The sequence below is a fragment of the Candidatus Cloacimonadota bacterium genome (assembly GCA_034722995.1).
Taxonomy (GTDB): Bacteria; Cloacimonadota; Cloacimonadia; order JGIOTU-2; family JGIOTU-2; genus JAGMCF01.
The window spans coordinates 1-14412 of the sequence record JAYEOL010000042.1 but is presented as its reverse complement, the minus strand read 5'-3'; the positions used below and the strand labels follow the sequence as shown (position 1 = coordinate 14412).

The 14412-nt window shown below is 33.5% G+C and carries 9 protein-coding genes and 1 pseudogene; all 10 read left to right on the top strand.

The window, feature by feature from the left end; genetic code table 11:
• The first annotated feature begins 299 nt into the window (after positions 1 to 299).
• The 10 genes and pseudogenes from U9R23_05255 to U9R23_05210 all read left to right on the top strand — a co-directional run bounded on the left by U9R23_05255 (position 300) and on the right by U9R23_05210 (position 14412).
• Positions 300 to 764 carry a (2Fe-2S)-binding protein gene (locus U9R23_05255; protein ID MEA3475828.1) on the top strand — a complete coding sequence of 155 codons (465 nt, stop codon included), beginning with the start codon at positions 300 to 302 and terminating at the stop codon, positions 762 to 764.
• Between the two features lie 28 nt (positions 765 to 792).
• Positions 793 to 1896 carry a cyclopropane fatty acyl phospholipid synthase gene (gene cfa / locus U9R23_05250; protein MEA3475827.1) on the top strand — a complete coding sequence of 368 codons (1104 nt, stop codon included), beginning with the start codon at positions 793 to 795 and terminating at the stop codon, positions 1894 to 1896.
• A gap of 47 nt (positions 1897 to 1943) precedes the next feature.
• Entirely contained in the window at positions 1944 to 5039 is a 3096-nt protein-coding gene (gene ygfK, locus U9R23_05245; protein ID MEA3475826.1) for a putative selenate reductase subunit YgfK, read from the top strand.
• 250 nt (positions 5040 to 5289) lie between these two features.
• On the top strand, positions 5290 to 6366 hold the full coding sequence (locus tag U9R23_05240; protein ID MEA3475825.1) for an ornithine carbamoyltransferase: 1077 nt from the start codon (positions 5290 to 5292) through the stop codon (positions 6364 to 6366).
• Between the two features lie 183 nt (positions 6367 to 6549).
• Positions 6550 to 7587, top strand: coding sequence for an ornithine carbamoyltransferase (locus tag U9R23_05235; GenBank protein MEA3475824.1), 1038 nt, complete (start codon positions 6550 to 6552; stop codon positions 7585 to 7587).
• Positions 7588 to 7602: 15 nt separating this feature from the next.
• On the top strand, positions 7603 to 8565 hold the full coding sequence (arcC, locus tag U9R23_05230; GenBank protein ID MEA3475823.1) for a carbamate kinase: 963 nt from the start codon (positions 7603 to 7605) through the stop codon (positions 8563 to 8565).
• Between the two features lie 139 nt (positions 8566 to 8704).
• Positions 8705 to 10174 (top strand): pyridoxal-phosphate dependent enzyme, encoded by a 1470-nt coding sequence (locus tag U9R23_05225; protein ID MEA3475822.1) that lies wholly within the window; start codon positions 8705 to 8707, stop codon positions 10172 to 10174.
• Positions 10175 to 10577: 403 nt separating this feature from the next.
• Positions 10578 to 11888, top strand: a complete 1311-nt coding sequence (gene thrC / locus U9R23_05220; protein MEA3475821.1) for a threonine synthase — start codon at positions 10578 to 10580, stop codon at positions 11886 to 11888.
• 127 nt (positions 11889 to 12015) lie between these two features.
• Positions 12016 to 14223, top strand: coding sequence for a xanthine dehydrogenase family protein molybdopterin-binding subunit (locus tag U9R23_05215; GenBank protein MEA3475820.1), 2208 nt, complete (start codon positions 12016 to 12018; stop codon positions 14221 to 14223).
• Positions 14224 to 14249: 26 nt separating this feature from the next.
• Positions 14250 to 14412, top strand: a pseudogene (locus U9R23_05210) (four helix bundle protein).

Genomic DNA, 14412 nt, shown 5'->3' with positions numbered 1-14412 from the left:
TAAAATAATTTATGATTCAATAGGAAATCGCTGGTCAGGAAAATATAAAATTCCTGTTTTTATTAATATGTTTGTTGATGCATTAAAGGATATAGCAACTGATAATCGCAGAAAAATGTAAGCCACTATATTTCATGGGGTGAATCTGCGGTTAAAAAAGTATCCGTGTATATCTGTGTAAATCTGCTTGCCTTGCCGTAGTTTGACGCCCGTTCTCCGTAGTAGTGCAACTACGAAGGGTGAAAAGGCAGGTGGCTGAAATAATATCTGTGCAAATCCATGACCGAGAAAGGAAAAGTATGATAAACTTAAAATTTAAAGTAAATGGAAAAACTGTTATTTTAGATGTGCCTGATAATATGCGTCTATTGGACATATTAAGAGAAAAATTAGGACTAACAGGAACCAAAGAAGGATGTGGAATTGGAGAATGTGGTGCTTGCACAGTTATTATGAATGGAAAAGCGGTCTGCTCCTGCATGATGCTTGCCAGTCAAGTTCAGGGTAAGGAAATCATAACTATTGAGGGTGTGGAAACTAATTGCAAATTATCAAAATTACAAGAAAATTTTATCAAATATGGTGCTGTCCAATGCGGGTTCTGCACCCCTGGAATGATAATGAGTGCAACTGCGTTGCTGATGGAAAATCCAAATCCAACTGAAAAAGAAATCAAAACAGCAATTTCTGGAAATCTCTGTAGATGTACAGGTTATATACAAATTATTCAGGCAATTAAGGCAACTGCAAAAATGATTAAATAGGAAATAATTTAAAGAGAGGGGCAAAATCATGAAACAAACAATTGAACTTCTTCTCGCTAATGCAGATGTTAAGATTAATGGAGAAAGACCCTGGGATATTCAAGTAAATAATCAGGATTTATATTCAAGGGTTCTTGCAGGTGGTTCCCTTGCATTAGGAGAATCTTATATGGATGGTTGGTGGGACTGTGAAGCTATTGATCAGCTAATCTACAAAATATTAAATGCAGGTTTGGATAAAAAGGTTAAAGGCAGGCATGAGATATGGGATTTCCTAAAAGCAAAATTGATTAATCAACAGAGGAAATCAAAAGCATATGTGATTGGAAAAAGACATTACGATATTGGTAATGCTCTTTATAAGAATATGCTCGACAAAAGGATGAATTACAGCTGCGGCTATTGGAAGGATTCAAAAAACCTTGATGAAGCACAGGAAGCCAAATTAGACCTAATCTGTAGAAAGCTAAAATTGGAGCTAGGTATGAGTGTTTTAGATATTGGCTGCGGATGGGGAGGTTTTGCAAAATTTGCTGCAGAGAAATACCAATCTAAAGTGGTTGGCATTACTGTTTCCAAAGAACAGGTAAAGCTTGCCAGAAAACAATGTAAGGATTTTGATGTTGAAATACGATTTCAAGATTACAGGGATCTTAAAAAAGAATTTGACCGTGTTGTTTCTGTTGGTATGATTGAACATGTGGGTTATAAAAATTACAGAAAATTTATGAAAATTGTTGACCGTTGCTTGAAAAATGATGGTTTATTTTTATTACAAACTATTGCAAGCAATAAATCTGTAAGGTCAGGGGAAGCTTGGACTAGTAAATATATATTCCCAAATTCTATGCTCCCTTCAGCAAAACAAATTACCAAGGCATACGAGGGAATATTCAAACTTGAAGATTGGCACAATTTTGGAACATATTATGATAAAACATTAATGGTCTGGCATAAGAACTTTCAGAAAAATTGGGTGAAAATTAAGCACAATTATGATGAACGGTTCCGTAGAATGTGGAATTATTATTTATTGAGTTCTGCGGGTTCCTTCAGAGCACACAAAAATCAGTTATGGCAAATAGTCCTTTCTAAAATTGGTTCACAAGTTGAGTATGCAAGAGTGAGTTAAATTTGAAATAAAAAAAATAACTTCTCGGCATAATATGCGGTAAAATAATGCGACCAATCCCCTTTAAAAAATTAATTCAATGGATATTTGAAGAATACAAACAACATAAATCAATATTTGGAATACCTGAGGTAAAATTTTTCAGTAAGAATAGTAAAAGTCATATAAAAATATTTGGAGAGAATTGTGAGATTCCGATTGGACCAGCTGCTGGACCACACACTCAGTTATCACAAAATATCATTGCTTCTTATCTCTCCGGAGCAAGATTTTTTGAGTTAAAAACTGTTCAGATTAAAGATGATTTAGATATTGAAAAACCCTGTATAGAAGCAGAAGACGAAGGTTATAATACTGAGTGGTCAACTGAATTAACTGTTAGTCAGGCTTACCAAGAATATGTAAAAGCATGGTTTCTTATACATATTATCAAGAAAATATTCTCTTTATCAAAAAATAAGGAGAAAGCGTTTGTTTTCAATATGAGTGTTGGTTATGACCTATCTGGGATAAAAAGTCCAAAAATAGATAGTTTCATTGAAGGCTTGAAAGATGCTTACAAAAATGAATATTTTAATAAATGCAAACATACTTTAAAAAAAGAACTTAAGATAATAAATTACCCGCAAGTCCCTGATAATATTGATAATTATATTGATAATATATCTACAAATATTTCCAATTCAATAACTTTATCCACAATGCATGGCTGCCCTCCAGAAGAACAGGAAGCAATCTGCAAATATCTTATAGAAGAGAAAAACCTGCATACATTTGTTAAATTGAATCCAACACTTTTAGGTTATAATTATGTGAGAAATTTATTTAATGAAATGGGCTATTCCTACATTCAATTAAAAAAAGAATCATTCACAAATGACCTTCAGTATAATGATGCAATTCAAATGTTGAAAGAATTGAAAACTTTTGCAATTAAACATAATAGAGAGTTTGGAATAAAATTATCTAACACTCTTCCTGTAATAAATTCTCCGCAAAAACTTCCTACAGATGAAATGTACATGAGTGGGAGAACACTTTTCCCATTAACAATTAACTTAGCAAAGAAAATTTCAGAAGAATTTGAAGGCGATATAAAAATTTCTTATGCAGGTGGAGCTTCACATTTCAATATAAAAAATATTTTTGCAACTGGTATTTACCCTATTACTTTAGCAACAAATTTACTTAAACCAGGCGGCTACCTCAGGCTAAAACAATTGGCAGAAGATCTTGAGCAAAGTTTATTAAACTATAATGCCAATAAAATAGATAATGAAAAGCTAAAATTAATTGCAGACTCAGCTATACAGAATAAGGATTATTTCAAAAATAAGAAGATTACTGATAATCATAAAATAAATAAACAATTACCTTTATTTGATTGTGCCCTAACACCGTGTGTTGAAAATTGTCCTATTCATCAGGATATTCCTGAATATATAAAATTGATTAACGACAAGCAGTATGAACAAGCATTGAAATTAATTCTCCAGAAAAATCCCTTGCCGTTTATTACTGGCTATATCTGTGACCATAAATGCCAGTTGAATTGCACCCGTAACTATTATGAAGATTCTCTTCTAATTCGCGATCTTAGACGCATTGCAGCGGAAAAGGGATTTGAAAAAATTATTGGGAAGATCACTCCTTCCAAGCAGAAAATAGAATCAAAAGTTGCCATAATTGGAGCAGGACCTACAGGACTATCTGCAGGATATTTTCTATCAAAATATGGATTTGATGTTACAATTTTTGATAAAAGAAAAAATCCCGGCGGAACAGTTCAGTATGTTATACCAGATTTTAGACTTCCCAGGAAAGCGATTGAAAATGATATTGAAATTATCAAAATGATGGGAGTAAAATTTCAACATGGAGTAAAAAAAGTATTATCTATAAAGGATTTAAAAGAGAAAGGTAAGTATATCTGTTTAGCAATTGGCTCTGGCAAAACAGAAAAGTTAAGAATTAATGGTAATAAAAAAAATATTATTTCTGTTATTGAATTTTTAGAACAATTCAACATTGATAAGGCAAAAATCAAGCTTGGCGAAAATGTAGCAGTTATTGGTGGAGGAAATTCTGCAATGGACGGTGCAAGAGCCGCTACGAGAGTTAAAAGCGTTAAAAAAGTATTTATACTTTATAGAAGAACAAAGGAATTTATGCCAGCAAATATTGAAGAATTTAATAACGCAATTGCTGAAGAAGTTATATTCAAAGAACTTCTTAATCCTGTATCCTTTTCAAATAAAATACTTAAATGCCAAAAAATGAAACTTGGAGAAAAAGATAATACAGGTAGGAAGAAGCCTATTCCTATTGAAAACGAATTTGAGGAGTTTAAAATAGATACTGCTATTTCTGCAATCGGAGAAGTAGTTGATACAAAATTTTTATTAGAAAATGGAATTGAATTCAATAAAAATAGAATCCTTGTTAATGAGGATACATTGGAAACGAATCTTGAAAATGTATATATTGGAGGGGATGCATTGAGAGGTCCTTCAACTGTTATTGAAGCGATTGCTGATGGAACAAAGATTGCTAATTCTATTTTAATAAAGGAAGGAATATCTCCCCCAAAAGATGAGAAATCCATTAATATTGCAGGTGTTGATAAGAGAATTAATGATATTAATATTAAAAAAGGATATTTACAAAAAAGTGAAAACGGCTTAGAAACTGACAATCAAATTGAAAAAGAATCTCAAAGATGTCTTGAATGCAATCTTATTTGTAATAGATGTGTAGAAGTCTGTCCGAATCGTGCAAATGTTGCAATAAAAACTAAAAGTAGTAATTTTAATAATATATATCAAATCATCCATATTGACGGAATGTGTAATGAGTGTGGAAATTGTGCGACTTTTTGCCCTTATGAAAATGGTAAACCTTATAAAGATAAACTAACTCTTTTTTGGAATGAAGAAGATTTTATTAACAGTAAAAATAATGGATTTATTTTGAAAAATTCTGAATCGCTGGAGTTTAGAATAAGATTAGATAATAAAATTTATGATATAAAATTTAATGATGAAGGAGAAATTATATCTGGGATTCCGGCCTTTAACGATGAATTAAGTGATGTCATAAAAATTATCTGGAAAGTGTATAAAGATTATAAGTATTTACTTTAATCTATTAAACCCGAGTCGGGTTTTTGCAACAAATGAAAAAAGTTTGACAGAATTCTAAGGAATTAATTTATTTAAAAAATAATTAAGGAGACTATGGATAATGATTGATTTAAAAATTACAAATAGTATTTTGTTATCAATCTACAAAATACACCGATTATCCTGTATCTTCTGACAAACAATATTTTTGTAATATACTACAATTATACTAAATAAGTACACAAAAAACGAAAACTTATTGGAGGAAAAAGTGCGTTCAAATAAATTCTATGGAAGGGACTGGCTAAGTCCTGAAATGGACTATACAAAGGAAGAATGGGAAACTTTACTTCATCTTGCAGAAGAACTTAAAACTCGTTTTACTTTGAATGAAGATACATCACATATTTTAAAAGGTAAGACACTTTATACAATGTTTTTTAACAGTTCTCTAAGAACACGAAGCACTTTTGCTGCTGGAATTCAACAGCTTGGCGGTTATCATATAGACCTTGAACCGGCAAAAACTTATACACCTGCACGAAAAGGATATGAAATTCCATATAAAACCGAAAGAATTTGTGATGTCGCACAGGTTCTTAGTAGAACAGGTGACGCTATCGCAATAAGAATGTATGGAAAAGCCTCAAATTGGATTTATGGTTTTGCTCATGAAGCTTTAAAAGAATTTGCATATTATGCAGATATCCCTATTATAAATATGGAAGATGATGTTTATCACCCATGCCAGGCTCTTGCAGATATGCTTACAATAAAGGAAAAATTCGGTCAGTTCAAAGGACTGAAATTTGTGATAAGCTGGGCTTATTCAGGCTCAACTGCAAAACCTTTTGCAGTTCCGCAAAGCCTTGCTCTCGCTCCTTCGCTTTTGGGAATGAATGTTGTCTTAGCGCGTCCAAAAGGATTCGAACTCGACTCTAAAGTTATAAAAAAATGTAAAGAATATGCTGAAATGAACAATAGCACATTTGAAGAGACTGACAATATGGAGGATGCTTTCAAAGGAGCACAAGTGGTTTATCCTAAATCATGGGGTGCATTTGATTATTTTGCTAAAGTAAATGAAAATGGTAAAATTGTAAAACACGAAAATCTGGATGGCATGAAATCTCTTTTCGAAAAAAATAAAGACTGGATTTGTGATGAGAAAAGAATGAAATTAATTGATAAAAATGGTATTTATATGCACTGCTTACCAGCGGACCGCGATATGGAGGTTACAGATGCAGTTATAGATGGTCCTCAAAGTGTTGTGTATGATGAAGCTGAAAACCGCCTGCATGCACAAAAAGCTATAATGGCACTTCTTATGGGTGGTAGATTATAGAAAAATTTCCCGCCTCTAGCGGGATCCCGATTCATCCTTCGTCCTGATTGAATCGGGACTACGGAGAATGGATAAATCGGGAAAAAATAATAAATGTAAAATGAAATTACCTCTCGTTCCCAAGCCCTCCCCAATTGAATTGGGGATTGGGAACGCATGCAATTTCAATTTATGGAGAAAATTATGTTAATTGATCTAACAGGAAGAGATATAATATGCACCCAGGAACTTTCCATATCAGAAATTGAAGCAATTTTGAAATTAGCGAAGAAAATGAAATCAGATAGGTTCGGGAAAAAATATAATGAGCTCCTAAAAGATAAAACTTTTCTGATGTTTTTCTACAATCCATCTTTAAGAACCCGCATCTCTTTTGAAGCTGCTGCAACAGAGCTAGGTGGTCATGCACAATTTTTGGAACCAGCAGCAATGAGATTGAGAAAAACTAAAGGTGGCATTGAAGTTCAAGCAGGTGAGACCATAGAAGATGTTGCAAAGGTACTTGATAGATACTGTTGTGGAATGGGAATTAGAATTCTGGAGACCTCTGTAGAAAATTATGGTGAGGGTGATGCTCTTCTCAGAGAATATGCAAAATATATGAACGCTCCTGTCATTAATATGGCTGATGATAAGTATCATCCCTGCCAGGGTCTTGCAGATGTGATGGGAATGAGGGAGCACAAAGGAAACCTTAACGGAAAGACAATTCTTATGACCTGGGCTCATAGTGCCTTGGCTCGTTCGTATTGTTCAGTTCATGAAAATCTTTTAATTACTTCTCGCTTGGGAATGAATGTCCGATTAGCTTTTCCAAAAGGTTATGACCTTCCCGAAGAAAAGATAGCAAAAGTAAAAGCAAATTGCAAAGCTAATGGGAAGACATTTGATATTTGCAACAGTCCTGATGAAGCTTATTCAAATGATGTGGAATTTGTTTATTCTCGTAACTGGTTCGGACCTGATTTTTATGAAATAGGTAAACAAGCAGAAATAGACAGAGCAAGTAAAATGACAAACTGGATATGCACAGAAGAGCGGATGAAAGGGACCAATAATGGTTTGTTTATTCATCCAATGCCTGTTGATAGGGGAAAAGAAGTTACTGATGAGGTTGCAAGTGGACATAGGTCTATCATAATTGATATTGCTGAAAATCGTTTACATATCCAAAAAGCAATTATGGCAATGACGATTGCTGGAATGAAAGTTAAAATTTAAAACTGGAGAGAATCTATGGAAAATGATAATAGGAAATTAGTAGTTATTGCACTTGGCGGAAATGCGATAAAACAAGCAAATGAAAGAGGAACTGCCAAAGAGCAATTTGCAAATGTTGCAATCACCTGTGAGCAACTTGTAAAAATAAATGCAATGGGATATAAATTAATCATTACACACGGAAATGGACCTCAGGCAGGTAACCTTCTTATTCAGCAGGAAGAGGGAAATAAACTTGTTCCGGCACAACCGATGGATGTCGTGGGAGCTATGACTCAAGGTCAAATTGGATATATGTTCCAGAATACACTGCAAAACTATTTTAGGCAAAAAGGTAAAGACATTCCAATAGTTACTGTAATAACACAGGTATTGGTGAGAGAAGATGACCCTGATTTTGATGATCCCACCAAACCTGTTGGTCCTTTTTATACTAAAGAAAAGGCTTTAGAATTAAAAGAAAAAAAAGGCTATGCTGTAAAAAAAGTCAAGCCAAATGGAGAAAAAAACTGGAGACGAGTTGTTCCTTCACCTGAACCTTATGGTATTGTTGAATCAGACTGCATACAGGCGTTAGTGGATGCACATGCAATTGTTATCGCATCAGGTGGCGGTGGTATTCCAGTGATGGAAAAATCCGACGGAACTTTAGTCGGTCTGGAAGCGGTTATTGATAAGGATAAAGCAGGAAATGAACTTGCTCAATCTGTTAATGCAGATATCTATTTGATTTTAACTGATGTAGAAAATGCATATATAAATTTTGGCAAACCAGACGAAAAAGCTTTGGGGAAGATAACCGTTGCAGAAGCAGAAAAATATCTTGAAGAAGGACATTTCCTCGCCGGAAGTATGGGACCCAAAGTAACTGCTGCTATCAGATTTATAAAAGGTGGTGGAGAAAGAGCAATAATTACTTCTCTTAAAAATGCTGTTGATGCTCTCCAAGGTAAAACAGGAACGAGGATTGTTAAATAGAGTGACAAAGTGAAATGAACTTTATTTCCATCTAACTTTGTTACTTTGCAACTCTGCTACTTTGCAAGTTTGTAACTCTGTAACTTTGTAACTTTGTAACTCTGCAACTCTGCAACTTTGAAACTAATAAGGAAAAAATATGAAAACGAAAGAACAAATACTTGAAAATACAATAAAACGATGTAAGAAAAAACATATAATTATTCCTACATATAAACAGATGCGTAATCCAGAATTAATTCCAGAAAAAATAAAAAATAAATTAAAAAATATTGGTTTATGGGATTTGAATTCTTTAAATCTTTTCCGAATTACCTGGAAAAATGAACCGATAAAATTCGGAGGTGGTTTTGGTGGAGTTAACTATATTGAATTGCCTTCAGAATTAACTGGAGTTAAAGCACGAATTCTTATGTTGATTGGGAAATTTTTCCCAACAGGTTCTCATAAAGTTGGAGCTACTTTCGGTCCCCTTGTAGAAAAACTTGTAAGTGGTAAATTTGACCCTACAACACAGAAAGCTCTCTGGCCATCAACTGGAAATTATTGTCGTGGTGGAGCTTATGATTCTTATCTTCTTGGGTGCCAATCAATTGCTATCTTGCCAGAAATGATGTCCCAAGAACGATTTGACTGGTTGCGTAAAATCGGAGCAGAAGTTTATGCTACTCCCGGTTGTGAAAGTAATGTTAAAGAAATTTACGATAAAGCAAAAGAATTATGTCATGCCAAACCAGACGAGATTGTGAACCTGAACCAATTCAATGAGATTGGAAATGCACTCTGGCATTATGCTGTTACAGGTCCAGCAATGGAAGAAGTATTCAACAAGGAAAAACGAGAAAGAGATAAATTCAGTGCGTTGTTTTTGACACAAGGTTCAGCAGGAACATTAGGATGTGCGGATTATCTTAGAAAGCTATATCCGAGATTTAAAGTTTGTGCCGGAGAAGCTCTTCAATGCCCAACCTTACTTTATAATGGATATGGAGGTCATCGCATTGAAGGAATAGGCGATAAACATGTTCCCTGGATTCATAATGTAAAAAATATGGATATGGTTGCCGATATAGATGATGAACCAAATATGCACATTATGAGGTTGTTCAATGAACAGGCAGGAAAGAAATTTCTAATAGAAGATAAAAAAATTGATGCCAAGTTAGTGAACAAACTTGACCTTTTAGGAATTTCATCTATCGCAAATTTAATGGGTGCAATCAAAATGGCAAAATATTACGAAATGAATGGAAATGATGTTATATTGACTGTTGCTACCGATTCAATGGAAATGTACCTATCCCGCTTAATTGAAGAAAGAGAAAAGTTTGGTGAATACAATCACGAAAAGGCGGCTATCTGTTTTGATGCCGATTTAATGGGAATTACCATTGATAATATGATAGAAATGACTTATTATGATAAAAGGCGTATGCATAATCTGAAATATTTTACATGGATTGAACAACAAGGTAAAACCCTTGATGAATTGAATGCTCAGTGGTATGATGAAAATTATTGGAAGAATCAATTTGCAAAGGTTAATAAATGGGATGAAGAAATCAATGAATTTAATGAACGAACCGGTTTGTTGAAAGAGTATGAATAAAATTAACCACCCAGATACAGTCGTGCCTCCTTACGGGGCAAGCCGAGAACACCGAAGGACACCGAAAAAAAAAATTAATGTGTAAGCATTCCCAATCCCCAATTATCCCCGATTAAATCGGGGAGGGGAGGGCTTCTGTCTCGGCTTGGCCGAGCCAAGACGGATGGGAATGAGAGTTTTTATATTTATTATCTCTGTGTTCTCTGCGGTGAGGTATTTTCAGATGAAAAATACATGTTCCGAAAACAAATCGGGACGCAAAGGACTATGAAAATTAATGAGTTGTCAGGGACCATTCCCTGACATTAAAGATATTCAATTTAAGTTCGTCATGGAGTGGCCCGTTCTTCGTAGCAGTAGAACTGCTACTGCGAAGGATAAATCCATGACGACTCCTCGGACAATGGACAAAAAAAGAGATTTTCAAGGGAAAAATAAATTTTATTTTAAATGTATAACTTGTGGAAAGAAATATCCACCTGATAAAGTATCATATTTGTGCCCTGATTGTGAAAAGAGAAACAATTCTAATACTCCTCCTCAAGGAATTTTAAAAACTGTTTATAACTACCAAAAAATAAAAGATTTATATAATAACGAAAATCTATTTCAAGAATTAATAAATAATGACTTTATTCAAATACTGCCAATTGATTCAACGAAAAGCCTTTCTTTTTTAAAAGTTGGTAAGACTCCACTTTATGAGATTAAATCCTTGCGAAGACTTCTCCCGATAAATCGGGGCGCAAGGTTATATAAACTTCCTTTCAAACTCTACATAAAGGATGACTCACAGAATCCGACATTTTCTTTTAAAGACCGTGCCTCAAACCTTGTTTCTGCTTATGCCAAAGAAAATGGAATTGACACCATTGTAACAGCATCAACTGGAAATGCTGGTTCTTCATTAGCAGGCATTTGTGCTTCTCAAAACCAGAAAGCGATTATTTTTGTCCCATCTTCTGCACCTAAAGCAAAATTAATTCAGATTGCAATGTATGGAGCAAATGTCATCCCAATCAATGGCACTTATGATGATGCTTTTGATTTGAGTATTAAAATTACAAAAGAGTTTGGCTGGTATAATCGTAATACAGCCTATAATCCATTTACGATTGAAGGCAAAAAAACTGTTTCCTTTGAAATATTTCAACAACTAAATCAGAAATTACCTGATAGAATTTTCGTGCCAGTTGGTGATGGAGTTATTATATCTGGTGTTTATAAAGGATTTGAGGATTTGTTGAAATTAGGTATTATTGATAAAATTCCCACAATAGTTGCAGTTCAATCCAAAGGAAGCGATAATGTTGTTAGAAATCTTGAATCTGAAAAATTTATATCAAAAAAGAGCCATACAATCGCTGATTCCATTTCAGTTGATATTCCTCGAAATTTCTGGATGACTAAAGGATTTATAAAAGAATATAATGGTGAATGGATTTCCGTTTCTGATGAAGAAATAATTTCTGCTTCAAAACTTTTAAGTGAGAATACAGGAATATTTGCAGAACCCGCTGGTGTTGCTTCCTTTGCTGGAATGCTAAAATTTGACAAATTAAATAAAATAAATAGAAACTCAAAAAATGTGGTTCTAATAACAGGAAGTGGTTTGAAAGATTTAAAGGCAGTTGAAAATAACATAATTATTCCAGATGCAATTTCTCCAAATTTATCAGCAGTCAAAAAGTTAATTAGTGATTATCCCAAATAGGAATTATGATGAAATATACATATTCTGTTTACATGGGAAAACCAGAACTATCTGACAAATGAAGAAGAAATTTCAAATTGTTTAAAGAGATGAGTTTCTTTTTAATTACAGCAACAGGATAAACCTGTTGCTACCCGCAAACTGGTGGGTAGGTTTGGGTTTATCCCAAATTGAGATAAAGAAGAGTGATTTTCATATGAAAGATGTTAGAAAAGTCGATGCTCGGAAAAAATTAGAAGGCGAAGCAAAATTTTTGGATGACTATTCTTATGATGGAATGATATATGGACAATTCCTATATTCGTCTATTTATCATGGAATAATCAAAAAAATAAACTTTCCCAAAGATTATAGCATATCGGATTTCACAATTGTTACTGTTAAAGATATCCCTGGAAAAAATATTGTGCCCGAGCCAGAATATGACCAGCCATTTATGGCAAAAAAGGAAGTGGTTCATTTTGGGCAGATAATTATGGGAATCGCTCATCCATCAAAAGAAATATTAAAAGAATTTATCAATAAAATCCAGATAGACTTTGAAGAACTACCTGCATTAACCGATGTTAAAGAAACTTTAAACGATGAAGCTAATTCCTTTGGTAAAACAATTATTATTGATCATACAAAAAATGTTAAACCTAAAAAAGATTGGATTCATAATCATTCTGTTTATTATACCCCTCTTCAAGAGCAAGCCTATCTTGAGCCTCAGGGAATGATAGCGGTCTATAATTCTACTGACAAAACAATGTTTGTTAAAGGCACAATGCAATGTCCATTCTTTGTAAAAGATGCTGTAGAATCTATTATGGGAGATGCAATAAAAGAAGCAATTGTTGAAACTTCAGAAGGAATTGGCGGAGCATTTGGTGGTAAAGAAGATTTTCCAAATATAGTTGCAGGAATCGCTTCTTTGCTGTCATATAAAAGTAAAAAACCTGTCAAAATTGTTCTGGATAGAAGTGATGATATTCAAATTACAACCAAACGCCATCCTTCAAGAGTTGAAATTGATACTTATACGGACCCAAAAACTCAAAAAATCAAAAAGGTGAATATTGATTATAGATTGGACACTGGCGCATTTCAAACCCTTTCTCCAGTCGTGCTTTCTCGTGGAGTCCTTCATGCAGGGGGAGGATATTCCTGTAATGATGTTTTTATAAAAGGCAGATTACTAAGAAGTAATACTCCATCAAATGGAGCCTTTCGTGGATTCGGTGCTCCGCAAGCATTCTTTGCTATTGAATCTCATATTGATAGGATTGCTGAAAGTTTGCATCTTGCCCCATACATTTTCCGAAAAAGGAATATTTTCAAAATCGGTGATGAATTTCCCAGCAGCCAGAAGATTACAGAAAATCATCTTTTAGATTGTTTTGAAAGAGTAATTGAAAAATCCAACTATCATAAAAAGAATAATGAATTCGCAGAATTCAATAAGACCCACAAAGATAAAAAAGGGATTGGGCTTTCTATTGGATATCATGGTAGCGGTTATACTGGAAATGGAGAGAGAGTTCTCAACTCAGAAGTAAAAATAGTAATTGAAAAATCAGGTATAATAAAAGTTTTTGTATCAAATGTTGATATGGGTCAGGGTGCACATACGACACTTGCTCAATTGATTAATAAGGCTCTTAAATATCCATTTGAAAAAATTATTGTGCAAATTCCAAATACAAGTAAGACTCCAAATAGCGGACCAACTGTTGCTTCAAGAACGATTTATATTGTTGGAAATCTGCTTCGTAAACTGTCTTTTAAAATTCGGAAGGATTTAAATTTTGATATTGAAAGTTATATAAAGAATAACATTCAAGAATTTCCAAAAGAATATAAATTGAATTTTATCCCTGATACATCTGTAATATTCAATGATGAGACTTTTCAAGGAATTGCGTATAGAGATTATTCGTGGGTTGCCTGCATTGCAGAAATATTTTATCATTCAGAAATATATAAAATTGAGCCAAAGAAGATTTGGGCTGTTTTTGATGTTGGGTATGTTGTAAATCAAAAAATAGCTGAAGGTCAGGCTGAAGGTGGAATTGTGCAAGGTGTTGGCTATGGACTTACTGAGTTTTTCTATAAAAAGGATTATGGAAGAATTCAAGGTTTCACAGATTATGCATTACCAACTTCTTGTGATGTTCCTGATATTGATGTTGAATTTATTCATACAGATAGTGATTTCCCAAAAGGTCTTGGAGAAATTCCAATGAATGCTCCAGCTCCAGCTTTGCGTAACGCATTTTATAATGCAACTAAAATTTTTGTTGATGAAATACCACTTACTCCAGAAAGGATTCTTAAAGCAATTAAGAATTAAGAATTATAATTTAAGAGTTATTTTTTATGAAACAAAATAATATAATTGCTGAAAAAAGTTATAAATTTGCAATAAGAATTATCCATCTATATAAATATAATATCTAAAAAATAGTAAGAAAGAATATATATTATCCAAGCAGATTTTAAGAAGTGGAACATCTATTGGTGCTAATATTGAAGAAGCAAT

Bases quoted from the DNA above. Each gene is read 5' to 3' on its own strand.
- ygfK (MEA3475826.1), top strand. From the start codon at position 1,944: ATGCGACCAATCCCCTTTAAAAAATTAATTCAATGGATATTTGAAGAA.
- U9R23_05225 (MEA3475822.1), top strand. From the start codon at position 8,705: ATGAAAACGAAAGAACAAATACTTGAAAATACAATAAAACGATGTAAG.
- arcC (MEA3475823.1), top strand. From the start codon at position 7,603: ATGGAAAATGATAATAGGAAATTAGTAGTTATTGCACTTGGCGGAAAT.
- U9R23_05255 (MEA3475828.1), top strand. From the start codon at position 300: ATGATAAACTTAAAATTTAAAGTAAATGGAAAAACTGTTATTTTAGAT.
- U9R23_05235 (MEA3475824.1), top strand. From the start codon at position 6,550: ATGTTAATTGATCTAACAGGAAGAGATATAATATGCACCCAGGAACTT.
- cfa (MEA3475827.1), top strand. From the start codon at position 793: ATGAAACAAACAATTGAACTTCTTCTCGCTAATGCAGATGTTAAGATT.
- thrC (MEA3475821.1), top strand. From the start codon at position 10,578: ATGGACAAAAAAAGAGATTTTCAAGGGAAAAATAAATTTTATTTTAAA.